The organism is Enterobacter sp. DN, assembly GCF_046054285.1.
In the GTDB taxonomy this organism is placed as follows: domain Bacteria; phylum Pseudomonadota; class Gammaproteobacteria; order Enterobacterales; family Enterobacteriaceae; genus Enterobacter; species Enterobacter hormaechei_C.
The window spans coordinates 88,998-114,873 of sequence record NZ_JBJJTG010000009.1 but is presented as its reverse complement, the minus strand read 5'-3'; the positions used below and the strand labels follow the sequence as shown (position 1 = coordinate 114,873).

26 protein-coding genes are annotated in these 25,876 nt (G+C 56.7%); 16 read left to right on the top strand and 10 right to left on the bottom strand.

The features are described 5' to 3' along the window. Nucleotides 1-1,065 carry a fimbrial protein gene (locus ACJTMZ_RS18835; protein WP_032103777.1) on the top strand — a complete coding sequence of 355 codons (1,065 nt, stop codon included), beginning with the start codon at nucleotides 1-3 and terminating at the stop codon, nucleotides 1,063-1,065. Between the two features lie 6 nt (nucleotides 1,066-1,071). On the opposite strand, the gene ACJTMZ_RS18830 is transcribed toward ACJTMZ_RS18835, so the two are convergent. Further along, entirely contained in the window at nucleotides 1,072-1,707 is a 636-nt protein-coding gene (locus ACJTMZ_RS18830; RefSeq protein WP_015570092.1) for a LuxR C-terminal-related transcriptional regulator, read from the bottom strand. Between the two features lie 570 nt (nucleotides 1,708-2,277). On the opposite strand from ACJTMZ_RS18830, the gene ACJTMZ_RS18825 reads away from it, so the two are divergent. Both ACJTMZ_RS18825 and ACJTMZ_RS18820 read left to right on the top strand, forming a co-directional pair. Then, nucleotides 2,278-2,898, top strand: a complete 621-nt coding sequence (locus tag ACJTMZ_RS18825; RefSeq protein WP_015570093.1) for a LuxR C-terminal-related transcriptional regulator — start codon at nucleotides 2,278-2,280, stop codon at nucleotides 2,896-2,898. A gap of 75 nt (nucleotides 2,899-2,973) precedes the next feature. Then, nucleotides 2,974-3,654 carry an EAL domain-containing protein gene (locus ACJTMZ_RS18820; RefSeq protein ID WP_032646710.1) on the top strand — a complete coding sequence of 227 codons (681 nt, stop codon included), beginning with the start codon at nucleotides 2,974-2,976 and terminating at the stop codon, nucleotides 3,652-3,654. Between the two features lie 33 nt (nucleotides 3,655-3,687). On the opposite strand, the gene nlpA is transcribed toward ACJTMZ_RS18820, so the two are convergent. The 4 genes from nlpA to ACJTMZ_RS18800 form a co-directional block, all read right to left on the bottom strand. After that, on the bottom strand, nucleotides 3,688-4,488 hold the full coding sequence (nlpA, locus tag ACJTMZ_RS18815) for a lipoprotein NlpA (protein WP_252011063.1): 801 nt from the start codon (nucleotides 4,486-4,488) through the stop codon (nucleotides 3,688-3,690). A 163-nt stretch (nucleotides 4,489-4,651) separates the two neighbouring features. Then, a complete protein-coding gene (locus ACJTMZ_RS18810) occupies nucleotides 4,652-5,050 on the bottom strand; it encodes a PIN domain-containing protein (protein WP_252011065.1) in 399 nt (132 codons plus the stop codon). A gap of 3 nt (nucleotides 5,051-5,053) precedes the next feature. Further along, nucleotides 5,054-5,314, bottom strand: coding sequence for an antitoxin (locus ACJTMZ_RS18805; RefSeq protein WP_058677107.1), 261 nt, complete (start codon nucleotides 5,312-5,314; stop codon nucleotides 5,054-5,056). A 117-nt stretch (nucleotides 5,315-5,431) separates the two neighbouring features. After that, nucleotides 5,432-6,931 carry an MDR family MFS transporter gene (locus ACJTMZ_RS18800; protein WP_015570095.1) on the bottom strand — a complete coding sequence of 500 codons (1,500 nt, stop codon included), beginning with the start codon at nucleotides 6,929-6,931 and terminating at the stop codon, nucleotides 5,432-5,434. Nucleotides 6,932-7,009: 78 nt separating this feature from the next. Here ACJTMZ_RS18800 and ACJTMZ_RS18795 point away from each other — a divergent pair, with 78 nt between their 5' ends. Then, nucleotides 7,010-7,657, top strand: a complete 648-nt coding sequence (locus ACJTMZ_RS18795) for a TetR/AcrR family transcriptional regulator (protein WP_032103773.1) — start codon at nucleotides 7,010-7,012, stop codon at nucleotides 7,655-7,657. Here ACJTMZ_RS18795 and ACJTMZ_RS18790 read toward each other — a convergent pair. Beyond that, nucleotides 7,654-8,073: a GNAT family N-acetyltransferase gene (locus tag ACJTMZ_RS18790; protein WP_017383664.1), complete on the bottom strand. Its 420-nt coding sequence runs from the start codon at nucleotides 8,071-8,073 to the stop codon at nucleotides 7,654-7,656. The two genes, ACJTMZ_RS18795 and ACJTMZ_RS18790, sit on opposite strands and share 4 nt — an antisense overlap. 185 nt (nucleotides 8,074-8,258) lie before the next feature. Here ACJTMZ_RS18790 and ACJTMZ_RS18785 point away from each other — a divergent pair, with 185 nt between their 5' ends. The 6 genes from ACJTMZ_RS18785 to ACJTMZ_RS18760 all read left to right on the top strand — a co-directional run bounded on the left by ACJTMZ_RS18785 (nucleotide 8,259) and on the right by ACJTMZ_RS18760 (nucleotide 16,158). Continuing rightward, nucleotides 8,259-8,828 (top strand): TetR/AcrR family transcriptional regulator, encoded by a 570-nt coding sequence (locus ACJTMZ_RS18785; RefSeq protein WP_408626968.1) that lies wholly within the window; start codon nucleotides 8,259-8,261, stop codon nucleotides 8,826-8,828. Between the two features lie 148 nt (nucleotides 8,829-8,976). Then, on the top strand, nucleotides 8,977-10,098 hold the full coding sequence (locus tag ACJTMZ_RS18780; RefSeq protein ID WP_017383665.1) for an efflux RND transporter periplasmic adaptor subunit: 1,122 nt from the start codon (nucleotides 8,977-8,979) through the stop codon (nucleotides 10,096-10,098). Beyond that, nucleotides 10,098-13,208, top strand: a complete 3,111-nt coding sequence (locus ACJTMZ_RS18775) for an efflux RND transporter permease subunit (protein WP_252011069.1) — start codon at nucleotides 10,098-10,100, stop codon at nucleotides 13,206-13,208. Before ACJTMZ_RS18780 ends, ACJTMZ_RS18775 begins: the two co-directional genes overlap by 1 nt. Next, nucleotides 13,208-14,572: an efflux transporter outer membrane subunit gene (locus ACJTMZ_RS18770; protein ID WP_017694001.1), complete on the top strand. Its 1,365-nt coding sequence runs from the start codon at nucleotides 13,208-13,210 to the stop codon at nucleotides 14,570-14,572. Before ACJTMZ_RS18775 ends, ACJTMZ_RS18770 begins: the two co-directional genes overlap by 1 nt. A gap of 49 nt (nucleotides 14,573-14,621) precedes the next feature. Then, the gene (locus tag ACJTMZ_RS18765) at nucleotides 14,622-15,779 is read left to right on the top strand and encodes a multidrug effflux MFS transporter (protein WP_045333530.1); all 1,158 of its coding nucleotides are present in this window, start codon (nucleotides 14,622-14,624) and stop codon (nucleotides 15,777-15,779) included. A gap of 82 nt (nucleotides 15,780-15,861) precedes the next feature. Then, on the top strand, nucleotides 15,862-16,158 hold the full coding sequence (locus tag ACJTMZ_RS18760; protein ID WP_003861030.1) for a YicS family protein: 297 nt from the start codon (nucleotides 15,862-15,864) through the stop codon (nucleotides 16,156-16,158). 48 nt (nucleotides 16,159-16,206) lie between these two features. Here ACJTMZ_RS18760 and ACJTMZ_RS18755 read toward each other — a convergent pair whose 3' ends face one another. Beyond that, a complete protein-coding gene (locus ACJTMZ_RS18755; protein ID WP_003861033.1) occupies nucleotides 16,207-17,157 on the bottom strand; it encodes a LacI family DNA-binding transcriptional regulator in 951 nt (316 codons plus the stop codon). A gap of 293 nt (nucleotides 17,158-17,450) precedes the next feature. On the opposite strand from ACJTMZ_RS18755, the gene ACJTMZ_RS18750 reads away from it, so the two are divergent. From ACJTMZ_RS18750 to ACJTMZ_RS18725, 6 genes are all read left to right on the top strand, one after another. Continuing rightward, a complete protein-coding gene (locus ACJTMZ_RS18750) occupies nucleotides 17,451-17,765 on the top strand; it encodes a PTS sugar transporter subunit IIB (RefSeq protein ID WP_003861034.1) in 315 nt (104 codons plus the stop codon). Nucleotides 17,766-17,776: 11 nt separating this feature from the next. Beyond that, nucleotides 17,777-19,102 carry a PTS cellobiose transporter subunit IIC gene (locus tag ACJTMZ_RS18745; RefSeq protein WP_017694004.1) on the top strand — a complete coding sequence of 442 codons (1,326 nt, stop codon included), beginning with the start codon at nucleotides 17,777-17,779 and terminating at the stop codon, nucleotides 19,100-19,102. 17 nt (nucleotides 19,103-19,119) lie between these two features. After that, nucleotides 19,120-20,496, top strand: a complete 1,377-nt coding sequence (locus ACJTMZ_RS18740; RefSeq protein ID WP_252011071.1) for a family 1 glycosylhydrolase — start codon at nucleotides 19,120-19,122, stop codon at nucleotides 20,494-20,496. 5 nt (nucleotides 20,497-20,501) lie between these two features. Further along, a complete protein-coding gene (locus ACJTMZ_RS18735; protein WP_014168006.1) occupies nucleotides 20,502-20,804 on the top strand; it encodes a PTS lactose/cellobiose transporter subunit IIA in 303 nt (100 codons plus the stop codon). A gap of 136 nt (nucleotides 20,805-20,940) precedes the next feature. Further along, complete coding sequence (locus tag ACJTMZ_RS18730; protein ID WP_032103768.1) at nucleotides 20,941-22,320, top strand: carbohydrate porin; 1,380 nt, start codon at nucleotides 20,941-20,943, stop codon at nucleotides 22,318-22,320. A gap of 160 nt (nucleotides 22,321-22,480) precedes the next feature. Next, nucleotides 22,481-23,386 (top strand): EamA family transporter, encoded by a 906-nt coding sequence (locus ACJTMZ_RS18725; protein WP_032103766.1) that lies wholly within the window; start codon nucleotides 22,481-22,483, stop codon nucleotides 23,384-23,386. A gap of 48 nt (nucleotides 23,387-23,434) precedes the next feature. On the opposite strand, the gene nepI is transcribed toward ACJTMZ_RS18725, so the two are convergent. The 3 genes from nepI to ACJTMZ_RS18710 form a co-directional block, all read right to left on the bottom strand. Continuing rightward, nucleotides 23,435-24,625 (bottom strand): purine ribonucleoside efflux pump NepI, encoded by a 1,191-nt coding sequence (nepI, locus tag ACJTMZ_RS18720; protein WP_023302830.1) that lies wholly within the window; start codon nucleotides 24,623-24,625, stop codon nucleotides 23,435-23,437. A 168-nt stretch (nucleotides 24,626-24,793) separates the two neighbouring features. After that, entirely contained in the window at nucleotides 24,794-25,312 is a 519-nt protein-coding gene (locus ACJTMZ_RS18715; protein ID WP_017694007.1) for an SRPBCC domain-containing protein, read from the bottom strand. Nucleotides 25,313-25,409: 97 nt separating this feature from the next. Then, nucleotides 25,410-25,862: a DUF1198 domain-containing protein gene (locus ACJTMZ_RS18710; RefSeq protein WP_017383675.1), complete on the bottom strand. Its 453-nt coding sequence runs from the start codon at nucleotides 25,860-25,862 to the stop codon at nucleotides 25,410-25,412. Between the last annotated feature and the right edge of the window lie 14 nt (nucleotides 25,863-25,876).

The following is a 25,876-nucleotide window of genomic DNA, read 5'->3' as shown; positions in this document are numbered from 1 at the left end:
ATGTTACGATCATTCATGTTCCTGCTCCTCACCAGCATTAGCGGGATGAGCTATGCCACCTGCTCCGGCAGCAGCATCGTTTATGGCACACCGATTACCATTGATTTATCGGATAAGCTGAGCCCGGCCACGCCCACATGGACCGGCAGCTTCAGCACCCAGTACAGCGGCTCGTTCAACTGTACGACGGGTAACAGTGAATTTTCTTACACGCCGATCCTCTCGACCGACAGCAAATACGCGACCATCCTCGGGTTCAGCAATAACAAGTATATGGTGCGGGCGGAGATCACCGATCCCCCGGCCAATAAAACCCTGTCTGCCAGCGGTAGCCATACGGCGTCTGAGCTGAACACACCGTTTACGGTTCGCTTCACCCTCGTTAACCAGAGCGGTACCACCCTGACGGGGGATACGGCGAACATGAGCGACGTTCTGTTCGTCAGCGACATGAGCGGGTTATCCATCTGGGAAATCATCACCTGGCCAATCAATCAGGTCATCAAGATAGCGCAGTGGTTATTCAGCGGGTTCAAGTGGCCTTACGACAACCGCGATATGTTTGGTCAGCCGATGATCATCAAATACGCGCCAAAACTGACTACCTGTTCCTTTGATAATGCGGGGCTGACCGTGGCGCTGCCGACGCTCGGCATTCCCCAGCTCAGTGCATCCTCACAGCCGGGGCTGACGCCTTTTTCACTGAACATGAGCTGTCAGAACGTCGGGGTTAATGGCAATTCCGATCGGGCAATTGAGATGTTTCTGTCCAGCACGCAGCTGCTTTCGACCGACAGCTCGGTGCTGATCGACAGCAGCAGTAGCGCGGCGCAGGGCGTGGGGCTCCGCCTGATAAAACGTGACGCCCCGCAAACGCCGGTGACCTTCTCTACCTCAACCACCAGCCGTGGCAACGCCACGATGATTTTCAGCGTGGCGGCTGGCGCGGCGCTGGACGAACATTTCACCCTTCCGATGGCGGCGTACTATTACGTGTGGGCGCCCGCCCAGGTGAGCCAGGGTAAGATCAATACATCGGCTACGCTGAATATTATCTATCCCTGATGTGAACTATTCCTCCATCTTTCCAACCGCTTGCACATACTTAATCAGTTCGCTGTGGTTGGAAAGATTCAGCTTTTTCATTGCATTGTGTTTCTGTGTCGCAATGGTACTGACCGAACGGTTTCGATGACGGGCAATCTCCGTCGTTGAAAATCCTTCCACGATAAGATGGAGCACCTCCCACTCTCTGGCCGAGAGGATGGAACGCGCCCGGGAGCCGGACCGCATTACCCGCCTGAGCCACGAAGAGATCGACGGTTTTTGCCCGTCCGCCATGAGCAACGCGGGTAATTCCTTTTTCAGTTCAGTCAATTCATCCTGCTGACTGATGGTTAATTCAAATTTCATCTCCAGAACTTTTTTTAACAGCCCGTAAGGCAGCTCGGGCACCAACAGAACACGCCTGACGTGATGGGTTTTACATAAAGATGTAAAACGGCTGCTGACCTCCGCACTCCACTCTTTATGATTAAGCAGATAATTAAATTCAGTGAAGAAAACATCCACGTTATTATCCGCCACCGCCGCCAGCGCCTGTTCTGTGGAATCGACCTGAGTAATGTTCAGTACGTAATCGGGTAAAAGATCCTGGAGCGCCCGGAATATTATCTCTTTAAATATATTTATTTTGTAAAACACCATTACCCTTACGATACGTTCAGTATTATTCATGTCTTTTCTAAATTCTCGTGACCGGAGGAAAATGATAATAGTTTATGTACTCACCACTCACAACCTCTTCGCGCCAGGATTTTATCCTTCTCAGGCTTAAAAATCTGAACAAGGACATTAAATTCATAGAAAAAATTCTATTTTATTCTGCACGCCGTTTCCCCTCGCAGATAAAGCCCTGTCGATAACCCTGCCACGATCACAATTTTTCTTACAGAAACAGCAGTAAATTACTGAAAAGGCGGTGGATTAACCCCATTAATCAATCTTCTGATGCTTATTAACCGCCCATTTACAGAATAAAAATCTGGTATGAATATTATTAGAAGATTAAAACAATTGCATATACCATTAAAACCATTTTTCAATTTTATCTTCCGCTAATAATTGGCTTCAGCTTTACTCGACGGTTTGTATTGGCTTACATTGATGCCATCGCATCGCGTTATTTAAAAAAGTGCTCGCTATTCTTTTAATAAGAGAGTGCGAACCGCCATTTTCTCTTATATGGACTGTTTACTCAGCGAAAGGAGAATGCCAATGCAAAATAAAAAAACAATTCACGTTGCCGTTGTTGACAGCTGCGAATTCACGATGATTGGCCTGCAATCGCTTGGAAAGCGTGAGCCTGATGAAAAACACGACGTTATTTTCCATGGATTTACCCATATCGAAGAACTTGCTATGAGTGAACAACTCTTTGATATCATCATTTATGATCCGTTGAATACGCGTCATTTCCGGGTGACGACGAATGACGACATTCTCTGTATTAAACAGAAACAAGTGACAGCGAAGATCTATATCTATTCGTTATCCGCCGGCTATTTGAAATTCAAACATGTTGATGGAGTCATCAGCAAAAGAGTCTCCCTGGGGGATATCAAAGCGCTGTGGCAAATACTGATGAGCCAGACGCCGCAAGAGTCTGGCCGTTACAACGTAGGCATGACGACCCGCTTACGCACCCCGGCGAGGCTGTCCAGCGAGGAGGCAAGCGTACTGCGCGGCTATTCCTGTAATCTCAAAACCAAGCAAATCGCCCGTCAGCTGGGGTGTAACGTCAGGCTGGTTTACTTTTATAAGAACAACGCCATGAACAAGCTTAAGGCCGTGCGTGGCCCCTCGTTTTACCAGAGCATTCGCTGGATCCTGAATTAAGAATTTGACCGTGTGTCGTTTGCCTTTTGTTCCCGTGTCCGCGGGAACCTTTTTTCATTTCCTGAAGGCTGTTCCATGTATACCGTTCTTCCCTCTCCCCTGTTGCAACGTATCTCAGGGCTGCGATTCCAGCCTCTTGTCGATCTTCATTCGGGCCAGGTGTTCGCGCATGAAGTTCTCGTGGAGATCCATAACGTCAATCTTGAGGTGCTGTTTGCCTCGCTGCCCTCGCGCAGCGCGCTGCAAATCTTCTTCTGGCAGGCCAACACCCTGTTACAGATACCCGCCCGGGACGCTTACTGGCTAAACCTTCCGGCAGAACACCTTCTCAACGAACGCGCTATCCGGTTGTTGCTGGCGTTACGCCATCAGCAGCGGTTAACGATTGAAATTCAGGATCCCCTCACCATCACACGGCTGGGCGAGGATGAGCAACGTCGCCTTCATGCCACGCTTGTTCGGTTAAAAGAGGCGGGATGGCAAATCTGGCTGGACGATTTAACCCGGGAGTTGGCGGAGGCGTTCGCGCGGCTTGCGCTGCCGCTGGATGGGGTGAAAATTGACCGCTCAGCGCTGCGCGAGCGCGCGCCGCTTGCCCCGTTTGTACAGGAGGTCAGGGCAGGTATCGCGCAATCAATTCTTATAGAAGGCATCGAAAACTCGCGGGATCTGGCGCGCGCCCGCGCGTCCGGCGCACAGTCTGGTCAGGGTTTTCTGTGGCCCGAAAGCCGAACCGATGCCCGCGTAACGCTTTGACGGCCAGCGGAGCGCTGGCCTTTTTACCGGGGCTTACCAGCCCGGCACCGCGCCACCGTTAAAAATGGTCTCCGCCGCTTTCGCCACTTCCGGCGACTGATAGGACTGGATAAATTCCTTCACGTTTTCGGCGTCTTTGTTCTCTTCACGCGTGACCACAATATTCACGTAGGGTGAGTTTTTGTCTTCGATAAAGACGCTGTCGTGTACCGGAGAAAGCCCCGTTTGCTGGAGATAGGTGGTACTGATGATGGCCACATCCACTTTCGGGTCGTCCAGTACGCGCGGCAGCTGCGCGCCTTCAAGCTCCATAATCTTCAGGTTCTTCGGGTTTGCCGTGATATCCAGCGCCGTTGGCAGCAGGCCAACGTCTGGCTTGAGGATAACCAGCTTCTCTTTTTGCAGCAGCAGCAGCGCGCGGCCGAGGTTGGTTGGGTCATTAGGGATGGCAACGGTTGCGCCGTCCTTCAGCTCAGACACCGCTTTAATCTTGCGGGAGTAGCCGGCCATAGGGAAAACGAAGGTGTTGGCAACTGCAACCAGCCTGTAGCCGTGCGCCTTGTTATCTTCTGCGAGGAACGGGCGATGCTGGAAGACGTTGGCGTCCAGTTCGCCCTGGTTGGTGGCATCGTTGGGTAGCAGCGAGCCGCTAAAGCCCACCAGCTCAACATCCAGACCGTATTTCTCCTTTGCCACCTTTTTGGCGACTTCCGCCACGTCCTGCTCGGCGCCATTTATCACGCCGACTTTAATGTGTCTGGCATTATTGCCGCCCTGGTCACAGCCCGCGAGCAGCAGGCCAGTCAGGAGAAGCGCACCCAATCGAAGTTTCACGAGACAGTTCCTTTTGATAGACGTTTTGAAGACTATATCGACAACGAGACGGCAGGCTAAAAAACGAAAAGGAATCAGTAAGACGGATAGGTTATATGCGGCCTGTTGCCGGGTGGCGCTGCGCTTACCCGGCCTACGTGACGGGGGAAGTGTGGGCCCGGTATCAGGCTACGGTAGTCCAGTCCTCAACCGTAAGATCCTGTACCATCCCGAACGCATGATCGTTCGTGACAATCGTCGTGCCCCGGCTGATAGCATGTGCGGCAATCAACTGATCGAGATCCCCCATCACTTTCCCTTTCTTTTCCATTGCCGCACGCAGTTCACCGTAGGTAGCTGCGGCTTCGCTATCCCAGGCGCAGATAGTGATGGTTTTAAGAAATTCCATTATGGTTTCGTGCAGCTTGTTGTTTTGCTTTTTGGCTACGCCGTAAAGCAATTCCGCTTCCGTTACGCTTGAAATACACATCTTTTCAGGCGTAATTTGCGAATATCGGTTTACTACTTCAGGATGCTGCCTCACCAGATGGCTTACGATGTTAGTGTCCAGCATATGCAGCATCTTCTACAGCCCTTCCAGAGGATTTCTTGTCGTATAGCTCTGATTACGCTCCTCTTTACTTAGAAAGGTATCAGGCACATGCGTTTCTTTTAGCATGCGCAAAAAGTTATCTCTGTGTCGTTCTTTCTCGGACCTTGCCGTCAAAACCACATTCCCCTCGTCATCCCGGCGGATATAAACACTCTCCGTTTCAAACGCAAATTCCGCTGGCAAGACCACGGCCTGGTTTCGTCCTTTTTTGAATAGTTTCGCTGTGCGTTCCATGGCAACCTCTGTCGGTTTATTGACCAGCCCACAGCATGCGCTAACGCCCCGGAAAGCGACAAGAGAGGCATTTAAAAATCAGAAAGCGACTCGCAATAAATAGCAGAACCGCTAACCTCATGCCTGCCGACGCAGCGGCGCTTCGCGCAAAAACCACGACAGCACAAACGCCAGCACCATAATCCCCGCCGCCAGCATGAATACCGCATGGATCGCCGAGCCGAACGCATCCAGATAGTCCAGACGCAGGGCATCAGGCAGATGGTGTATGGCAACGGGATTAAGTTCGCGCGGCAGTTCCGCCCCTTCCGGCAGCCTGTCGATCAGGCCTGATTGCAGAATATGGGTGAACACCGCGCCAAACAGCGCAACGCCAATCGCCCCACCGATGGAACGGAACAGCGTCACCCCAGACGTCGCGACGCCGTATTGATCGGCTGACACGCTGTTCTGCACCGCCAGCACCAGCACCTGCATCACCAGTCCCAGCCCCATGCCCAGCACGCCGGTAAACAGGTACAGCTGCCAGGTTGGGGAGGTGATTGAAATGCGCGTCAGTAATACCATCCCCACCACGCCGAGCAGCGTGCCGAGGATCGGGAACAGACGATATTTCCCGGTACGGCTGATGATGCGCCCGCTGATGATGGAGGTGAGCAACAGCCCCCCCATCAGGGGGATCAGCTGCAAACCGGCCTGCGTCGGCGTGGCGTCTTTTACCACCTGTAAATAGAGCGGCAGGAAAGTGACGGAGCCAAACAGCGACATGCCGATAATAAAACCGATCAGGCTACAGAGCAGGAAGCTGCGGTCGCGGAAGAGCGACAGCGGGATAATCGGCTCCCACGCCAGCCGCTCTTCGTAGATAAACCCGGCGATCCCCGTCAGGCCGAAGGCCAGAATGCACCACAGCTGCGGGTCGCTCCATTGGCGGATCGTCCCGCCCTCGGTGGTAAACAGAATGATGCACAGCAACGCCATGCTGAGGTAAATCGCCCCCAGGTAGTCAATCTCATGCTTGCTGCGCCGCGCGCTGCCGTGGAAAACCGCGCCAATCACCAGCAGGGCAAACAGCCCCAGCGGCAGGTTGATGTAGAAAATCCAGCGCCAGGATGCGTGCTGAACGATAAACCCGCCGATCAGCGGCCCTATCACCGTCGCCAGGCCAAACACGCCGCCAAACAACCCCTGATAGCGACCCCGATCGGCAGGCGGGATCACGTCCGCCACGGCAGCCATGCTGATCACCATCAGACCGCCGCCCCCCAGCCCTTGCAGGGCGCGCATCAGCACCAGCTGGGTCATGTTCTGCGCCAGACCGCACAGCGCGGACCCTACAAGAAACAGCACAATCGCGATTTGCAGAACGATTTTTCGGCCAAACAGATCGCCGAATTTGCCGTACAGCGGCACCACGATGGTCGAACTGAGGATATAGGCCGTTACCACCCACGAGAGCTTATCCAGCCCGCCCAGCTCACCGACGATGGTCGGCAGCGCGGTGGAGACAATGGTCTGATCCAGCGCCGAGAGCAGCATCACCAGCAGGAGTGCGCTGAACAGCAGCTTAATCGACGGCGCCTTTTTCGCAGGTTGAGTCATTACGTCGGACTCCATAAGACATCACTTGAAATTAATTAATCGTATAATTAATATTTGTGGAAGTGATGAATAAGATCAAGAGATACGGTGACCATGCCAGCACAAAAGGACAATTCTGAACCCCGCCGCCCCGGTCGGCCACGCGGCGGCAAGCGCGTTACCGCCAGCCGTGAACAGCTGCTGGACATCGCCCTGAACCTCTTTTCCCGCCAGGGGATCGCCAATACGTCGTTGAACGCCATCGCCCGCGAAGCAGGCGTGACGCCCGCCATGCTGCACTACTACTTCAACTCCAGAGAACAGTTACTGGATGCGATGATTGAGGAGCGCTTCCTGCCGTTACGCGAGCGGATCGGGGCGATTTTCGCCGACAACCGGGATTCGCCGGTGGATGCCCTGACGGAAATGGTCAGGGTGCTGGCCGAACTGGCGGAAAAGTATCGCTGGTTTGCCCCGCTGTGGATGCAGGAGGTGATTGGCGAGATGCCGGTACTGCGCACCCATTTGCAGGCACGCTTTGGCGATGAGAAATATCACACCACGCTGGCAACCATCAAAGGTTGGCAGCAGGAAGGAAAGCTGAATCCGGCGCTGGCCCCCGAACTGCTGTTCACTACGCTGCTGAGCCTGGTGCTGGTGCCGTTCTCCCGCATGCGCAATGACGAGAGGCTTAACGCCCTCTCGCCGGAGATCGTGGTGCGCCACGTGTTAGCCGTGATAGGCACCGGGATCGGCGGTTAAAGATTTTTGGACAGATAGTGTCTCTGCATTCCCTGATAAGGGTAATCCTGCAAGGACATCTGCACCTGATAACCCTGCTTTTCATAGAACGGGCGCGCCTGGAAGCTGACCGTATCCACCAGCGCGTGACGACAGCCTTTGCGACGGGCCTCCTCTTCAGCCGTTTTGATAAGCTGGCTTCCCACGCCCGTTCCCCGCACGCTGTCGCTGACCCACAGATAGTCGATGTTCAGCCAGTCGCCTTTCCGTACGCCGATTAACCCGCCCAGCATGACGCCATTGTCGTCTCGCATATATACGCCAATATCGCCGCCAAACGTCGACAGATCTAAAAACTGCGCGTTATAGGCTCTTAGCCCCGTTAATAATTCTTCTTTTTCTTCGGCTGTGACATTATCTGTAATGCTCAGATGCATAATTCTCTCCTTATTTTCAGCGCAATCTGAATATCTCACAGCTTAACCTTCATAAAAACTCCTTATTTTCTCCATTGTTTATACCTGGAAATATTCATTCAATATGTAAATAAAAAAAGCCTTTCCAATAGTCTCCGAAAACGTATAATGAGAACGATCATTCTCACTTTTTACGGTAGCCGACAATGAGTACAAAGCTGGAAGAACGACAAAAACTGCGGCAGGACGAAATCATTACCGCCGCGCGCCGCTGCTTTCGCGCCAGCGGGTTTCACGCTGCCAGCATGTCGCAGATCGCCAGCGAAGCCAGGCTCAGCGTCGGACAAATCTATCGCTATTTCAGTAACAAAGACGCGATTATTGAAGAGATGATCCGGCGCATTATCGACTCACGTATTGAAGAGATGCAGGGCAAAACCCTGGTGGAAGGGATGCCACAGGCGCTCGCATGGCGACAGACCCTCAACGAAGACGACGATGCGCTGATGCTCGAAATGTCCGCCGAGGCCACGCGCAATCCTCAGGTTGCCGCCATGCTGATCGAAGCCGAATCGCGCATGTTCGCCAACGCCTGCGAGCATCTGAAAAAACAGTTTCCCCACCTGAGCGACGAGCATATTCGCTGCTGCGTGGAGATTACCGCCGTGATGATCGAAGGGACGATTTACCGACGACTCACGCCGTTAAAAGTGCCGTCAGAACAATTAGAACCCCTTTATCAGGATATTTTAAATATGCTTTTCACTGCGAAGTAATCGCATATGAATAATTAGCGGGAATAAGTAATTCCCCTTTTTTACATTTCTGGCTCAGCCAGAGATGCGGTATCGCTGTGCCTTTAATTAGCCCTCCTTCCTGTTAAGCGATTAACAGGACAGGCATCGTTCACCCTGGAAAAAGATTATGAAAACCATAACAACCTCCATCGCGGCATTACTCCTCCTGACAGGGTGCGATAATGCGCAAACATCTGCTCCTCAACGTCCTCTTCCGGAAGTGGGGATTGTCACCCTCATGAGCCAGCCGGTCTCCGTCGTCAGCGAGCTGACCGGCCGCACCGCCGCCGCAATGAGCGCCGAAGTGCGCCCCCAGGTAGGTGGCATTATCCAGAAGCGCCTGTTCACCGAAGGCGATACGGTCAAGGCCGGGCAGGCGCTGTATCAGATCGATCCTTCCAGCTACCGCGCCGCGTATGATGAAGCCGCCGCCGCACTGAAACAGGCACAGGCGCTGGTGCAGGCCGACTGCCAGAAAGCCCGGCGTTATGCGCAGCTGGTGAAGGACGACGGCGTATCACGTCAGGATGCGGAAGACGCGAAGTCCACCTGCGCGCAGGACAAGGCCAGCGTCGAGTCAAAGAAAGCCGCGCTGGAAAGCGCCCGCATTAACCTCAACTGGACCACCGTCACCGCGCCGATTGCCGGACGTATCGGCATCTCCTCTGTGACCCCCGGCGCGCTGGTGACCGCCCAGCAGGATACCGCGCTGGCCACCATTCGCGGGCTGGACAGTATGTACGTCGATTTAACCCGTTCCAGCGCCGATCTGCTGCGTTTACGCAAGCAAACCCTCGCCAGCAACAGCGATACGCTGAACGTGTCGTTGATTCTCGAAGACGGCAGCAGCTACAGCGAAAAAGGCCGCCTGGCGCTGACCGAAGTGGCGGTGGATGAGTCTACCGGCTCAGTCACCCTGCGAGCCGTCTTCCCGAACCCGCAGCATCAGCTTCTGCCGGGCATGTTCGTCCGCGCCAGAGTGGATGAAGGCATCATGAATGACGCGATCCTCGCCCCGCAGCAGGGCATCACTCGCGACGCCAAAGGCACCGCCACCGCGCTGGTGGTGAACGCCAGCAACAAGGTCGAACAGCGTCAGCTGGAGACGGGCGACACCTACGGCGACAAATGGCTGGTGCTGAGCGGCCTGAAGGCGGGCGATAAGCTGATTGTGGAAGGCACCGATAAAGTCACCGCCGGGCAGGAAGTGAAAGCTGAAGAGATGAAAACCAACGGAGGAAACGCCTGATGTTTTCCCGTTTCTTCGTGCGTCGCCCGGTCTTTGCCTGGGTTATCGCCATTCTCATCATGCTCGCCGGAATGCTGGCGATCCGCACGCTGCCCGTTGCGCAGTACCCGGACGTGGCTCCGCCGTCGATCAAAATCTCCGCCACCTATACCGGTGCCTCCGCACAGACGCTGGAAAACAGCGTGACGCAGGTGATCGAGCAGCAGCTCACCGGGCTGGATAACCTGCTCTACTTCACCTCCACCAGCAGCTCGGACGGGTCGGTGAGTATTAACGTCACGTTTGAACAGGGAACCGATCCGGACACCGCTCAGGTACAGGTGCAGAACAAAGTCCAGCAGGCGGAATCGCGCCTGCCGACCGAGGTGCAGCAGTCCGGGATCACCGTCGAAAAATCCCAGAGCAACTTCCTGCTGATCATGGGCGTATATGACAAAACCGACACCGCCAGCAGCTCGGATATCGCCGACTGGCTGGTGAGTAATATGCAGGATCCGCTGGCGCGCGTGGATGGCGTCGGTAGCCTACAGGTGTTCGGTGCAGAATACGCGATGCGCATCTGGCTCGACCCGGCGAAGCTGGCGTCGTACTCGCTGATGCCCTCCGACGTGCAGAGCGCGATTGAAGCGCAGAACGTGCAGGTTTCCGCCGGTAAAATCGGCGCACTGCCCTCGTCGAACGCCCAACAGCTGACCGCCACCGTCCGCGCTCAGTCGCGTCTGCAAACGGTCGATGAGTTCAAAAAGATCATCGTCAAGAGCCAGTCCAACGGTGCGGTGGTGCGCATCAGCGACGTCGCGCGCGTGGAGATGGGCAGCGAAGATTACACCGCCACCGCGAAGCTGAACGGCCACCCGGCGGCGGGTATGGCGGTGATGCTCTCGCCGGGCGCCAACGCGCTTAACACCGCCACGGCGGTAAAAGATAAGATCGCCGAGTTCAAAAAGTCGATGCCGGAAGGCTACGATGTGGCCTACCCGAAAGACAGCACCGAGTTCATCAAGATCTCCGTTGAGGACGTGATTCAGACGCTGTTCGAAGCCATTATCCTCGTGGTGGTGGTGATGTACCTGTTCCTGCAAAACATCCGCGCGACGCTGATCCCGGCGCTGGCGGTGCCGGTGGTGCTGCTGGGCACCTTCGGCGTGCTGGCGCTGTTCGGTTACTCCATCAACACCCTGACGCTGTTTGCGATGGTGCTGGCGATAGGGCTTTTGGTGGATGACGCCATCGTGGTGGTGGAAAACGTCGAGCGTATTATGCGCGACGAAGGGCTGCCCGCCCGGGAAGCGACCGAAAAATCGATGGGCGAAATTTCCGGCGCGCTGATCGCCATTGCGCTGGTGCTCTCTGCGGTATTCCTGCCGATGGCCTTCTTCGGCGGCTCTACCGGGGTCATTTACCGCCAGTTCTCGGTCACCATTATTTCGGCGATGTTCCTCTCCGTGGTGGTGGCGCTGACCCTGACGCCCGCGCTGTGCGGCTCGATCCTGAATCACACCGCTCCGCACAAAAAGGGCTTCTTCGGCGCGTTTAACCGCTTCTACAGTAAGACCGAGCACGGCTATCAGAACAAGGTGCTGCGCGCCCTGCGCCGTTCCGGCGGCATGCTGGTCATCTACGCCCTGCTCTGCGGCGCGATGGGGTTCGCCATGCTAAAACTGCCGGGCAGCTTCCTGCCAACCGAAGACCAGGGTGAAATCATGGTGCAGTACACCCTGCCTGCCGGCGCAACCGCGGTGCGTACCGCCGAGGTAAGCCGCCAGGTACGCGAGTGGTTCCTCACCAAAGAGAAAGCCAATACCGACGTGATCTTCACCATTGAAGGCTTCAGCTTCAGCGGCAGCGGCCAGAACGCCGGGATGGCGTTCGTCTCCCTGAAAAACTGGTCAGAGCGCAAAGGCGATGAGAATACCGCCCAGGCCATTGCCCTGCGCGCCACGCAGGAGCTGAGCACCATTCGGGATGCCACAATTTTCGCCATGACGCCCCCGGCGGTGGATGGTTTAGGCCAGAGCAACGGCTTTACCTTTGAACTGATGGCCAGCGGCGGCACCGACCGCGACGCGCTGCTGAAACTGCGTAACCAGCTGATTGGCGAAGCCAACCAGGACAACTCGCTGCACGCCGTGCGCGCCAACGATCTGCCGCAGATGCCGCAGCTTCAGGTGGATATCGATAACAACAAAGCCGTGTCGCTGGGGCTCTCCCTGAGCGATGTTACCGACACCCTCTCCAGCGCCTGGGGCGGCACCTACGTGAACGACTTCATTGACCGTGGCCGCGTGAAAAAGGTCTACATCCAGGGCGACAGCGACTATCGCGCGGTGCCATCGGATCTTAACAAATGGTATGTGCGCGGCAGCGACAGCACCATGACCCCGTTCTCCGCCTTCGCCACCACCCGCTGGGAGTATGGCCCGGAAAGCCTGGTGCGCTACAACGGCTCGGCGGCGTATGAGATTCAGGGCGAAAACGCCAGCGGCGCCAGCTCCGGTACGGCGATGAGCAAAATAGAGCAGCTGGCGAATAACCTGCCGTCCGGCAGCACCTGGGCATGGAGCGGTTTGTCGTTGCAGGAAAAACTGGCGAGCGGTCAGGCAATGAGCCTCTATGCCCTCTCCATCCTGGTGGTGTTCCTGTGCCTGGCGGCGCTGTATGAGAGCTGGTCGGTGCCCATTTCGGTGATCCTCGTGATCCCGCTTGGGGTGCTTGGCGCAGCGGTTGCCGCCTCCCTGCGCGGCCTGAACAACGACGTCTATTTCCAGGTGGCGCTGCTGACCACCATCGGTCTGTCGTCGAAGAACGCCATTCTGATTGTCGAGTTTGCCGAAGCCAGAGTCGCCGAAGGCTACTCCCTGACGCGCGCCGCCCTGCGGGCCGCCCAGACGCGTCTGCGTCCGATCATCATGACCTCGCTGGCGTTTATCGCAGGCGTGACGCCGCTGGCGATTGCCACCGGCGCCGGGGCCAACAGCCGCGTGGCGATCGGTACCGGTATTATCGGCGGGACGCTGGCCGCGACGCTGCTGGCCATCTTCTTTGTTCCTTTATTCTTTGTACTGGTGAAACGTCTGTTCTCCGGTAAGCACGCAAACCGGAGGTCATAATGTTTCGTGTAACCGTATTAACGTTAGCGCTGCTGAGCGCGGGCTGTGTGTCATTAGATCCCACGTATCAGCGCCCGGACGCCCCCGTCCCGGCGACGTTGCCGGGCGCCCATGGCGAAGCCAACGCCGTGGTGAGCCAGTGGCAGCAGGTGATGAATGATGCGCGGTTGAAAAGCGTGGTGACGATGGCGCTCAACAGCAACCGCGACGTGCAAAAAGCGATTGCGGATATCGACGCCGCCCGTGCCCAGTATGGCGAAACGCGCTCGTCCCTGTTCCCGACGGTGGACGCGGAACTGAGCCACACCCGCAGCCGCACGCTGGCGAGCGGCGTCGCGACAAGTGACGAAGCCAACGGCGCGGTCTCCAGCTTCGAACTGGATCTGTTTGGCCGCAACCAGAGCCTGTCGCGTGCCGCGCGTGAAACCTGGCTTGCCAGCGAATTCACCGCGCAGAACACGCGCCTGACGATGGTCAGCGAGCTGACCACGGCCTGGGTGACGCTGGCGGCGGATAACAGCAATCTGGCGCTGGCGAAGTCCACCCTGGAGAGCGCCGCAAACTCGCTCAAGATTGTGAAGCGCCAGCAGGAAGTAGGCGTGGCAGCGGCAACGGACGTCAGTGAAGCGATGGCGGTTTACCAGCAGGCGCGCGCCAGCGTGGCGAGCTACCAGACGCTGGTGATGCAGGACAAAAACGCTCTCAACCTGCTGGCGGGCGATACGGTGCCCGAGAACCTGCTGCCCGGCACGCTGGAGAGCCTGAGCGACAACGCCATCACGCTGATCCCGGCGGGCGTCAGCTCCAGCGCGCTGCTGCGTCGTCCGGACATTCAGGAGGCGGAACATAACCTGCTGAGTGCCAACGCCAACATCGGCGCGGCGCGCGCCAACTTCTTCCCGACCATCTCGCTCACCGCCAGCGCGGGCGTCGGCAGCGATTCGCTGTCGTCCCTGTTCAGCCACGGGATGAAGGTCTGGTCGTTTGCACCTTCCATCACCCTGCCGCTGTTCAGCGGCGGCAACAATATGGCGCAGCTGCGCTATGCGGAAGCGGAGAAAAAAGGGTTAATTGCGACCTATGAGAAAACCATCCAGAGCGCGTTCAAGGACGTGGCCGACGCGCTGGCGCGGCGCGAAACGTTGAGTGAACAGCTTGATGCCCAGCGTGAATACGTGGCGGCGGAGCAAAAAACGCTGGATGTGGCGACGCGCAGTTACAAGGCTGGCGCGGGCGATTATCTGACGGTGCTCACCGCGCAGCGGTCGCTGTGGTCGGCGCAGGAATCACTGATTGCCTTGCAGCAAACCGACCTGGAAAACCGCATCACGCTGTGGCAGTCGCTGGGCGGCGGGATACAGTAACATCACTGCCGGGCGGCGCAACGCTGCCCGGCCATCAGAGTAAATACCTATGGCAAAACTCTCTTTTTCTTTCGCGGCCATCCTTGGCCTGCTGACGGCGATCGGGCCGCTGTGTTCCGATTTTTATCTTCCGGCGCTGCCGGAGATCGCCACCCAGCTCAACACCTCCACAACGCTGACGCAGCTTTCTCTTACCTCGGCGCTGATTGGCCTGGGGCTGGGACAACTTTTTTTCGGCCCGCTAAGCGATCGCATCGGACGTAAAACGCCGCTGCTGTTCTCACTTTTGCTGTTTGTACTGGCTTCAGTGCTTTGTGCCAGCACGCAGAATATTTACGCCCTGATCGGCTGGCGATTTGTGCAGGGCGTTGCCGGGGCGGGCGGCTCCGTACTTGCCCGCTCTATCGCCCGTGATAACTATCATGGCACGATGCTAACGCAGTTTTTTGCCCTACTGATGACGGTCAACGGCATCGCGCCCGTGGTGTCCCCGGTACTCGGTGGCTATATCGCGTCGCATTTCGACTGGCGGATGCTGTTCTGGGTAATGGCAGGGGCGGGTCTGGCGCTGCTGATCGCCAGCCAGCTTTTTATCCGCGAGTCCCTCACAGAGAAACAGGGCGGGGGATCGCTGACGCAAACCGCCAGGACGGTACTTAAAAATCGTCGCTTTATGCGCTACTGCCTGATCCAGGCCTTCATGCTGGCGGGGCTGTTCGCCTATATCGGGGCATCCTCCTTTGTGATGCAAAACGAGTATGGCCTGAGCGCCATGAAGTTCAGCCTGCTGTTCGGTGTGAACGGTATCGGCCTGATCGTCTCAGCGCTGATTTTCTCCCGTCTGGCACGCCGACACCCGGCGGAAGGGTTAATGCAAATAGGCCTGGTGTTGGCCGTAACCTGCGCGGGGCTGACGTTGCTCTTTGCGTGGATGCAGCTTTCCGTTCCGGCACTGATTGCACTCTTTTTCACCGTCGCATTTAACAGCGGGATCAGCACCATTGCGGGTTCAGAAGCGATGAGCGCAGTCGACGCGAAGGAGTCCGGCACAGCGTCAGCCATTCTTGGCATGCTGATGTTTTTATTCGGTGGGATCGCAGCGCCTCTTGCCGGTATCGGCGGAGAAACGATGCTGAAAATGAGTCTCGCGGTGTTAGTAAGCTATGGCATTGCACTGGCGATCGGATCTCGCACGCAGAATGCGTAAATTCATACTTTTGGCTTGAATCGCGTTGATGAATGTAACGATATATTTCAGGGGAAGCATGTGACTTTCAAAGGAGGTTTCGATGAAATCTGCACACCTGGTTTGCCTGCTCGTTTGCCTGATTTTCGCTGCGTTTGTTCACGCGCAGGAGAAGAGCGCTCCGGAGAAAGAGGCCCAGATAAAACAGCAGGTCCTGAAAGATGTGAAGAAAACCTGTACCCCGCAGAAAAAGCAGAGCGATAAGGCCTGGCAGGCGATGATTTTGTCGTCTGAGGCCAATCAGCTGCTGATCAAAAACGCCATCACCGCCGTGAAGCGTGACAACCTGGACGCCTACTGGGATGCAGTAAGTCAGGTGGATTGTATGGAAGATTACTGAGGGTTGAGCGCCGGGTGGCGCTGCGCTTACCCGGCCTACATCACACGTTTAACGCTTCCGCACATCCGGAATAATCAAATCCCCGCGCAGAACGTAGGACCCGAGCATCTGCGTTTTCTCTGTCAGCCAGCTCACGATGCGCGCCGCCATGGCGTCCATGGAATACTCAATGGCCGGGATCACCGGAATACCCGGCAGATGCAGCGAACCGCCGAGGCTGAAAACCATGATGTCTTCCGGTACCGATTTATTAAACGCCTGTAACTGCGGGATCACCCGCTGGGCTTCCTGCTCATCCGCCACCAGCAGCGCGTTGAAGTTCAGCGTGGACGCGTTGTTGAGTAATTCCTGAAGCGCAACGGACGATGAAGTCGCGTCCATAAACACGAGGTTGCGATTAAAGGGCAGGAAGTTTTTCTCCAGCGCGTGTTTGTAGCCCAGCAGCACCTGATCGGCAAAGCCGCTGCCGTGCGGGTGGATCAGCGCTATCTGGCGACGCCCCTGGCTGGTGAGATAGTTACAGGCCGTTTCAGCCGCGAACGCGTGATCGAACTGAATGCTGTTGGCGTTATCGGCTTCCATACAGTCGACCAGAATCACGTTGTCCATGTCCACGTCCAGCGGGAAACGCGCGCCAATCACCAGAATGTCATCACATAAGCCGCAGGAGAGTTCTTCAAGGGCGTTCATCACTTCTGTTTTTGTGTGTGCGAAACGCAGCAGCAGATGTTTTTGATGCTGGCTGAGGTGTTTTTCCAGCGCGTACAGGTAACCGGTGGTCTGGTTAATGTTTTCCTGCGCGCAAATCACCCCAATGCAGCCCGTCGACTGGCTGAGCAGCGACTGGGCGATCACGTTGGGACGATAGTTCAGCTCATCCACCGCTTTCAGAACAGCCTGGCGGCTGGCTTCTTTAACGCCACGCGACCCGCTCAACACCCGTGATACCGTGGCTTTGGACACCCCGGCCAGACGCGATACATCGTTGATTGTAGACATCTCTCTCCCCTGTCAGACGCAACTGGCGTCTGTAATTTCCATCACCGCTACGGCTCACATTATAGCCAGAACGGAGTATATCCGTTTCCGTTTTCCATGGAAACCGATTTTCCGTTTCCACTCAATTTGATGCCAAAACAGCCAAATTATGTGACCCACATCCGGTTAATTAGCCTCATAAGTAAGGGATCTTGATGGTTGTCACACTTCTGTCTTTTATAAATGGAAACCGGTTTCCGTATCATGTCCAATCATCCTCGCAATAACTTTTTACATTTTGAGGATGGTTGTCGATGTTCAAGATTATGCTGTGCTGCTCTGCCGGGATGTCCACCAGCCTGCTGGTCAGCAAAATGATCGATGTTGCAAAAGAACGGGGCTTGCCTGTGAAGATAGATGCGTATGGCGTATCCGAATTTGATACGCAGTTTCCGCACTATCAGGTGGTGCTTCTCGGACCGCAAGTGAAATACATGTTAAAGACGCTCTCAGACAAGGCAGCGACGCAAGGCATTCCGGTGCAGCCCATCGACATGATGGATTACGGCATGCAGCGTGGCGATAAAGTACTGGACTATGCTCTGTCGCTCATCGAAGCGGCACACTAAAAGGTGTTCACATGAGTTCGTTATATCAATCCATGGTCGCGGTGATTGAGCAGTCAATTACGCCGCTGGCCGCGAAGCTCGGTCAGCAAAAGTATGTGATTGCCATCCGCGACGGCTTTACCGCTGCGCTGCCGTTTATGATCATCGGCTCGTTTATGCTGGTGTTTATCTTCCCGCCGTTTTCGGCGGATACCACCAACAGCTTCGCCCGCGGCTGGCTGGATTTCTCCGAGACCTACCGCGAACAGCTGATGCTGCCCTTTAACCTCAGCATGGGCGTGATGACCTTCTTCATCTCGGTGGGGATTGGGGCAAGCCTGGGGCGTCAGTTTAACCTCGATCCGGTGATGTCCGGCCTGCTGGCCTTTATGGCCTTCCTGCTGGTCGCCGCGCCCTATGCCGATGGCAAAATTTCGACCCAGTATCTCTCCGGTCAGGGGATCTTCACTGCGCTTATCACCGCGATCTACTCCACTCGCGTCTATGCGTGGCTGAAACAGAACAACGTCACCATCCGCCTGCCGAAGGAAGTGCCGACCGGCGTGGCGCGTTCGTTTGAGATCCTGATCCCGGTGATGGTGGTGATCGGAACGCTGCACCCGCTGAACCTGTTCATTGAAGCGCAGACCGGGATGATCATCCCGCAGGCGATTATGCACCTGCTGGAGCCGCTGGTGTCGGCGTCTGACTCGCTGCCCGCCATTCTGCTCTCCGTGCTGCTGTGCCAGATCTTCTGGTTCGCTGGTATCCACGGGTCGCTGATTGTCACCGGCATCATGAACCCGTTCTGGATGGCGAACCTCTCTGCAAACCAGGCGGCGCTGGCGGCGGGCGCGGCGCTGCCGCACGTTTATCTGCAAGGTTTCTGGGATCACTACCTGCTGATTGGCGGCGTAGGCTCCACCCTGCCGCTAGCGTTCCTGCTGCTGCGTAGCCGCGTTACCCACCTGCGCACCATCGGCAAAATGGGCGTGGTGCCAAGCTTCTTTAACATCAACGAACCGATTCTGTTCGGCGCACCGATCATCATGAACCCGATGCTGTTTATCCCGTTCGTGTTTGTTCCGCTGGTCAACGCCTGCCTGGCGTACGGCGCAACCAAACTCGGCTGGCTGGCTCAGGTGGTTTCGTTAACCCCGTGGACCACCCCCGCGCCGATTGGCGCCTCGTGGGCGGCGAACTGGGCGCTGAGCCCGGTGGTGATGTGCCTGGTCTGCATGGTGATGTCCGCCCTGATGTACCTGCCGTTCCTGCGCGCCTATGAGCGTACGCTCATCAAAAATGAAGAGCAGAAAGCCCAGGCAACCGTCGGCACCGCTGAAACAGTCAGTAATTAAGTCAAAGAGGAAGGGTCATGAAATACGCATTTCCCGATAACTTCTGGTGGGGCAGCGCAAGCTCCGCTCTCCAGACGGAAGGGACACGAGAGGGTGAAACCACGTGGGATTACTGGTTTGCCCGCGAGCCGAACCGTTTTCACAACGGCGTGGGGCCGCAGCACACCTCCACGTTTTATCAGCACTGGAAAACGGACATTCAGCTGTTAAAGCAGCTGAACCACAACAGCTTTCGTACCTCGATTAGCTGGGAGCGCCTGATCCCTGACGGTATCGGTGAAGTGAACCCGGACGCGGTCGATTTTTACAATCAGGTCATTGATGAGCTGAATGAACAGGGCATCACGCCGTTTATCACCCTGTTCCATTTCGACATGCCGATGGCGATGCAGGAGATTGGCGGCTGGGAAAACCGTGACGTGGTGGACGCGTACGCCCGCTATGCGCAGATTTGCTTCGAGCTGTTCGGCGACCGCGTGCTGCACTGGTTTACCTTCAACGAGCCGATTGTTCCGGTGGAAGGCGGTTATCTGTACGACTTCCACTACCCGAACGTGGTGGATTTTCGTCGGGCAGCCACCGTGGCGTATCACACCGTGCTGGCCCACGCGAAGGCCGTTCAGGCTTACCGCGCCGGACACTACGCGGGTGAGATCGGCATCGTGCTCAACCTGACGCCGTCGTACCCGCGCTCCCGGAACCCGGCGGACGTGAAGGCGGCGCACATAGCGGATCTGATGTTTAACCGCAGCTTCCTCGACCCGGTGCTGCGCGGGGAGTATCCGGCGGACCTGGTGGCATTGCTGAAATCTTACGATCAGCTGCCCGCCTGCAAGCCGGAAGACGGTTTCCTGATTGCGGAAGGGAAAATCGACCTGCTCGGCGTTAACTACTATCAGCCGCGTCGCGTGAAGTGTCGCGACAGCGCGGTGAACCCGCAGGCGCCGTTTATGCCGGAGTGGTTCTTTGATAATTACGAGATGCCGGGCCGTAAGATGAACCCGTACCGCGGCTGGGAAATCTACGCGCCGGGTATTTACGATATTCTGGTTAACCTGCGCGATAATTACGGCAACCCTCGCTGCTTTATTTCGGAAAACGGCATGGGCGTCGAAAACGAGCAGCGCTTTATTGAAAATGGCCAGATTAACGATCAATACCGCATCGATTTTATTTCTGAGCATTTATCGTGGCTGCACAAAGGTATTAGCGAAGGCTGCAATTGCCTTGGCTATCATATGTGGACGTTTATTGATAACTGGTCGTGGTGTAATGCGTATAAAAACCGCTACGGTTTTATTCAGCTCGATGTAGAGACGCAGCAGCGCACCATTAAAAAAAGCGGAGAGTGGTTTGCCGCCACCGCCTTAAATAATAGTTTTGATAAAGAGTAATGATGATGATCGCACTAGAAGAAGCCGTAATGGAAATTATCGTCAACGCCGGCCAGTCCCGCAGCTTGTGCTTTGAAGCCCTGCACGCGGCGCGTCAGGGCAACCTTGACGAGGCCAAAAGCCTGCTGCGCGAAGCCGACGGCTACGCGCGCCAGGCGCACAAGATGCAGACCAAACTGATCGAGCAGGATGCGGGCGAAGCCCGCCAGCCGATGACCTTAATTATGGTGCACGCCCAGGATCATTTAATGAATTCCTTATTAGCGCGCGAGTTATCCGAAGAAATTATTCATTTATATCAGAGATAGTCTATGGCGAAATAATTACTGTAATACCTCTGTACCCTAAATAGAGATCCACTTGTTCTGATGATAGCGACATACTCTGTCAGATCGGAGCGGGATGGTTATTGTCTGAATAAAATTAAACTATATTGAGATAACCATGAATACGATTAAAAAACTTCCAGTAACCATGGCGGTTATCGCCGCGCTTTGCCCAATTTCCGTCCTCGCTCAGGAATTCACTCAGGAGCAAATCGACGCCATTGTGGCGAAAGCGGTGGATAAAGCCCTGGCCGAGCGTCAGGCCAAAATGGATGCTGCGGTCGCGAAAAAAGCGGACGTGGTGACCGAGCCGCAGAGCGCGGCGCAATCTCCGGATATGGCGATCCCGTTCGGGGTTAAATTTACCGGCTACGCCCGCTACGGCGCGCACTTCCAGGCCGCCGATCAGAAATACGTGGCGGTGGACGGCTCCTACAACGGCGCGTCCGCCATTGGTCGTCTGGGCAACGAAGGCAACGGCGGCGAGTTCCAGCTCTCTAAAGCCTTCAAGGGCGAAAACGGCGCCATCTGGGACATCAACGTGATGATCGACCACTGGGGCGACGAAGTTAACCTCAAGAAAGCCTACGCCGGCGTGACCAACATTATGGCCTCCAACCCGAACGCCTACTTCTGGGCGGGTCGCGACTTCCACCAGCGCCCGCAGCAGGGCATCAACGATTACTTCTGGATGAACCACGACGGTCAGGGCGCCGGGGTGAAGAACTTCGACATCGGCGGCGTGCAGTTTGACGTGGCCACCGTGGCGGCAGTGGAATCCTGTAGCCCGGAAGTGATGGAAGACGAAGCGAACCCGTCGCGCATCACCTGTACCGGCGGGTCCGGCACGGGCGACAAAGGCAACTACGCCGCGACGTCTAAAATCCACGGTATGAAGCTCGGTCCGCTGGATCTGGAGCTGTACGCCAACTACGGCTTTGACTCCAAAGCCGTTGAGAGCGACGAACGTCTGAACGCCTGGCAGGGCGGCGTGGTGCTGAGCCACACCAACGACAGCGGCGTGAACAAGGTGATTGCCCGCTACTCCGATAACGCGGACAACAGCGTGTTCAACAAAACCGAGGATCTGACCACAGTCTACGCCAGCTTCGAAGGGCTGTACAAATTCACCCAGGCGACGCAGGTGGAGTACCTCCTCGCCTTCCATGACTACGACAACAGCCGCGATAAGACCGACAACCGCAAGAACTACAACGCCATCGTGCGCCCGATGCACTGGTGGAACGACGTTCACTCCACCTGGCTGGAAGCGGGCTGGCAGCACGTGGATTACGACAACGGCGGCGACAACAAGGGCTGGAAGCTGACCCTGTCGCAGAACATGTCTATCGCCATGGGGCCGGAGTTCCGTCCGATGCTGCGCTTCTACGTGACCGGCGGCAAGGTGGATAACGAACGTACCGCGCGCGTGAACAACACCAAAGATGAAACGCTGGACGACTTCAACGTCGGCGCGATGTGGGAGGCGTGGTTCTAAGGTCAACAACATGCCGGGTGGCGCTACGCTTACCCGGCCTACGGTTTTCGGAGAGGGCCGGGGTGAGGGCATCAGGCAGTTTTGTAGGCCGGGTAAGCGTAGCGCCACCCGGCAAGATCCCATGTTATGCTACAAAAAAACCAACATAACAGGGGAGAACATGGGTTCCACACGCAAAGGGATGCTCAACGTCCTGATCGCCGCCGTTTTATGGGGCAGTTCCGGGGTTTGCGCGCAGTACATTATGGAGAAAAGCCACATCTCTTCGCCTTACCTGACCATGGTTCGTCTGCTGTTTACCGGCGTGATCCTGCTGACGCTCTCCTTCGTTCACGGCGACAAGATTTTCTCGGTCATCAAAAACCGCAAAGACGCCCTCAGCCTGCTGTTTTTCTCGCTGGCTGGCGCGCTTACCGTGCAGCTCACCTTCCTGCTGACAATTGAAAAATCCAACGCCGCGACGGCCACCGTGCTCCAGTTTCTGTCGCCGACCATTATCGTGGCATGGTTCGCGCTGGCGCGGAAAACGCGTCCCGGCATATTTGTCTTATCCGCGATTTTCACGTCGCTTGTGGGTACCTTCCTGCTGGTAACCCACGGCGACCCGACGTCGCTCTCCATCTCGCCGGCCGCGCTGTTCTTCGGTATCGCCTCGGCGTTTGCCGCGGCGTTTTATACGACGTACCCGTCGACGCTTATCGCCCGCTACGGCACGCTGCCGATTGTCGGCTGGAGTATGTTGATTGCGGGACTAATGCTGACGCCGTTCTACGCCGGACGCGGCACCACCTTCGTGATCGACGGCGGCCTGCTGCTGGCGTTTTTCTACCTGGTGGTGATAGGTACCGCGCTGACGTTCAGCCTGTATCTGAAAGGCGCACAGATGATCGGCGGGCCGAAGGCGAGCATTCTGAGCTGCGCCGAGCCGCTGAGCAGCGCGCTGCTGTCGGTGGTGTTGCTGGGGGTGGCATTCACCCTGCCGGACTGGCTGGGGACGCTGCTGATTGTGTCGTCGGTGGTGTTGATTTCGATGGATTCGAGAAGACGGGTTCAGACATCGGCGTAGCCTGATGCCCTCACCCCAACCCTCTCCCACGGGAGAGGGAGAAAAGCACTACTTCGCCTTAACCTTCCCCGCCACCAGCAGCGCGGTCAGCAGCATCAGCGTGCCGGAAATTACCAGCGGCGAGGTCAGCCCCAGGTGGTCGAGCGCTACGCCGCCCACCGCCGCGCCGCAGGTATTCGCCAGCTGGATCACCGCCACCTGAATCGACCCGGCTTTTTCCGCCTGATCGGCAAGCGAGCGGGTGATCCACGTCGACCAGCCCACCGGCACCAGCGCAAAGGCAAAGCCCCAGATAATCGCGATCGCCGAAGCCACCCACTTATCGCTGCCCCACAACACCAGCGCCGCGGCGCTGATCGCCAGCACCAGCGGGGCACCCGCCAGCGCGACCTTCAGGGAGCGCTTCAGGAACTGGGACGACAGCGAGGTGCCGACAAAGCTGGCGATACCGAAGCTCAGCAGCACCAGCGTCAGGCCGTCCACGTCAAAGCCCGCCATGGTCATATACACCGGGCGGATATAGGTGAAGAAAGCAAACTGCCCGGCAAAGGCCATGAAGATGGCGGTCATCCCCGCCAGCACGCCGGGGCGCTTCAGCAGCGCGAACATGTTCTGTTTGTGGTGCGCCGCTTCCCCCGGAAGGGACGGCAGCGCCTTCCACACCCAGATTATGCACAGCACGCCCATCACCGCCGCCGCGTTAAAGACGTTGCGCCAGCCGATAATTCCACCGAGGAAACTGCCCAGCGGCGCGGCGATCACCAGCGCGATCGAGACCGCACCGAAGATAACGGACAAGGCTTTTGGCACCGTACGCGCGGGCACCAGGCGCATGGTCAGCGAGGCGGACATCGCCCAGAAGCCGCCTAATCCCAGCCCCAGGCAGGCACGGCCGAGCAGCAGCAGGGTGAAGCTTTCAGCGAAAGAGACCAGCAGGCAGGAGAGCGTCAGCAGCACGCTGAACAGAATAACCACCTTGCGACGGTCAATGGTGCCGATCGCCTGCGTGATAAACAGGCTGGCGAACATCGCCACAAACGCGGTGACGGTCACGGACTGCCCCGCCACGCCCTCGGAAATGCCCAGATCCTGCGCCATCGGCGTCAGCAGGCTGACCGGCAGGAACTCGACGGTGATCAGGCAGGCGACGCAAAATGCCACGGAGAAAACCGCCGACCAGTTGGGGCGTGAAACCTCTTTGGCCTGCGGTGTAGTCGTGGGCTGGGTATGTTCTGTCATGGCATCACCTGAAGATAAAAACGTGCGGAAAAGTCGCGCAGTTTATCATCAAAAGTGTGACGAATTTAACGTTTCGACAACTTTTGTCGTTTTTTAATGCCGGGCGGCGCTTTGCTTACCGGGCCTACGGGCTTGTAGGCCCGGTAAGCAAAGCGCCACCGGGCAAAATTACCCGCGAGCCTTAAGAGCGGCATTCGCCAACCCGACAATCCACTCCTGATGCCCGTTAATCATTGGGTTCGGCACCGTGCGCGCTAATTCCTGCGCCGGCACGCCTTTCTGCGACTCCTGAGTCAGAATGCGCACGCGGTTTCCCGGCAGGTCTTCAAACAGCCAGGCGTGGATCACGTCCAGACGCGAATTTGCATCCCCTTCTACCCAGCCGTGCCACGCGATACGCGCGGCTTCGCCCTCCACGGGCGGAACATACTCCGTCACCTGCGCCTCAACCGGAAAGCCAAAGGTGGTGAAGCGGAAGCGGGCGTTGGCGCTCAGCGCCGGGCCGCTGCCGTCGTGAAAACGGATATCTTCGGCGTTGCTGTAGTAGTTCGGCCACAGGGTGGTGTCGTTGAGCTGCGCCCAAATCTCTTTTGCGCTCAGCCCGGCGACGATGATTTCGTTGGAGGCAAAGTTATCGGTGGTGCCGGGCAGGTAGTCGTTCGGCCAGATAATGGCGGATTGTTTCATGGTTCACCTCATCGGTTAGTTGATAAGGTGATGGTGCGCCTGCGGGTGATATAAATCTAATGACGATGCTTTATACTCTTCATCACGTTTTGTGATATCAGTGCAGGTAAAACACGCCCTCTTCCGGCAGGAAAAGCTGGTTGTAGCGCAGCTGGAAGGCGTTGAACTCCTGCGGGTCTGGCTCTATCTCGCGCATGAAGCCGAGCGCGAGGCGGATTTGCGCGTCGGTGATCGGCGCGGCCAGACGGGCTTTACGCAGCATGCGGTGCCAGGTATGCAGATTCTCTTCGCTGGCGTCGACGATGCAAACCTGCCAGATCAGCAGCACCTGGGCGGCATTTTGCAGATGCGCCTCGTCGGGGCGTTCAAGATAGCGGATAAACTCATTGCCCGGCGTTTTACCGAACTGGTCAATCATCGACTCGACCGGCATCGGGGTGATCCCCAGCCGCTCGCTTAAACGTTTGATGGCGCGGCGGGAGTCTGAGGTCAGGACACGAAATCCAACCACAAACACCACGGCAAGCGTTGCCAGCATTATCCAGACCATGCGTTCTCCTTAGA

Bases quoted from the DNA above. Each gene is read 5' to 3' on its own strand.
- ACJTMZ_RS18790 (WP_017383664.1), bottom strand. From the start codon at position 8,073: ATGCATCTGAGCATTACAGATAATGTCACAGCCGAAGAAAAAGAAGAA.
- ACJTMZ_RS18710 (WP_017383675.1), bottom strand. From the start codon at position 25,862: ATGGTCTGGATAATGCTGGCAACGCTTGCCGTGGTGTTTGTGGTTGGA.
- ACJTMZ_RS18800 (WP_015570095.1), bottom strand. From the start codon at position 6,931: ATGGAGTCCGACGTAATGACTCAACCTGCGAAAAAGGCGCCGTCGATT.
- ACJTMZ_RS18795 (WP_032103773.1), top strand. From the start codon at position 7,010: ATGCCAGCACAAAAGGACAATTCTGAACCCCGCCGCCCCGGTCGGCCA.
- ACJTMZ_RS18820 (WP_032646710.1), top strand. From the start codon at position 2,974: ATGTATACCGTTCTTCCCTCTCCCCTGTTGCAACGTATCTCAGGGCTG.
- ACJTMZ_RS18755 (WP_003861033.1), bottom strand. From the start codon at position 17,157: ATGTCTACAATCAACGATGTATCGCGTCTGGCCGGGGTGTCCAAAGCC.
- ACJTMZ_RS18805 (WP_058677107.1), bottom strand. From the start codon at position 5,314: ATGGAACGCACAGCGAAACTATTCAAAAAAGGACGAAACCAGGCCGTG.
- ACJTMZ_RS18770 (WP_017694001.1), top strand. From the start codon at position 13,208: ATGTTTCGTGTAACCGTATTAACGTTAGCGCTGCTGAGCGCGGGCTGT.
- ACJTMZ_RS18825 (WP_015570093.1), top strand. From the start codon at position 2,278: ATGCAAAATAAAAAAACAATTCACGTTGCCGTTGTTGACAGCTGCGAA.
- ACJTMZ_RS18785 (WP_408626968.1), top strand. From the start codon at position 8,259: ATGAGTACAAAGCTGGAAGAACGACAAAAACTGCGGCAGGACGAAATC.
- ACJTMZ_RS18835 (WP_032103777.1), top strand. From the start codon at position 1: ATGTTACGATCATTCATGTTCCTGCTCCTCACCAGCATTAGCGGGATG.
- ACJTMZ_RS18750 (WP_003861034.1), top strand. From the start codon at position 17,451: ATGTTCAAGATTATGCTGTGCTGCTCTGCCGGGATGTCCACCAGCCTG.
- ACJTMZ_RS18735 (WP_014168006.1), top strand. From the start codon at position 20,502: ATGATCGCACTAGAAGAAGCCGTAATGGAAATTATCGTCAACGCCGGC.
- ACJTMZ_RS18780 (WP_017383665.1), top strand. From the start codon at position 8,977: ATGAAAACCATAACAACCTCCATCGCGGCATTACTCCTCCTGACAGGG.
- ACJTMZ_RS18730 (WP_032103768.1), top strand. From the start codon at position 20,941: ATGAATACGATTAAAAAACTTCCAGTAACCATGGCGGTTATCGCCGCG.
- ACJTMZ_RS18765 (WP_045333530.1), top strand. From the start codon at position 14,622: ATGGCAAAACTCTCTTTTTCTTTCGCGGCCATCCTTGGCCTGCTGACG.
- ACJTMZ_RS18725 (WP_032103766.1), top strand. From the start codon at position 22,481: ATGGGTTCCACACGCAAAGGGATGCTCAACGTCCTGATCGCCGCCGTT.
- ACJTMZ_RS18760 (WP_003861030.1), top strand. From the start codon at position 15,862: ATGAAATCTGCACACCTGGTTTGCCTGCTCGTTTGCCTGATTTTCGCT.
- ACJTMZ_RS18740 (WP_252011071.1), top strand. From the start codon at position 19,120: ATGAAATACGCATTTCCCGATAACTTCTGGTGGGGCAGCGCAAGCTCC.
- ACJTMZ_RS18830 (WP_015570092.1), bottom strand. From the start codon at position 1,707: ATGGTGTTTTACAAAATAAATATATTTAAAGAGATAATATTCCGGGCG.
- ACJTMZ_RS18775 (WP_252011069.1), top strand. From the start codon at position 10,098: ATGTTTTCCCGTTTCTTCGTGCGTCGCCCGGTCTTTGCCTGGGTTATC.
- ACJTMZ_RS18715 (WP_017694007.1), bottom strand. From the start codon at position 25,312: ATGAAACAATCCGCCATTATCTGGCCGAACGACTACCTGCCCGGCACC.
- nepI (WP_023302830.1), bottom strand. From the start codon at position 24,625: ATGACAGAACATACCCAGCCCACGACTACACCGCAGGCCAAAGAGGTT.
- ACJTMZ_RS18810 (WP_252011065.1), bottom strand. From the start codon at position 5,050: ATGCTGCATATGCTGGACACTAACATCGTAAGCCATCTGGTGAGGCAG.
- ACJTMZ_RS18745 (WP_017694004.1), top strand. From the start codon at position 17,777: ATGAGTTCGTTATATCAATCCATGGTCGCGGTGATTGAGCAGTCAATT.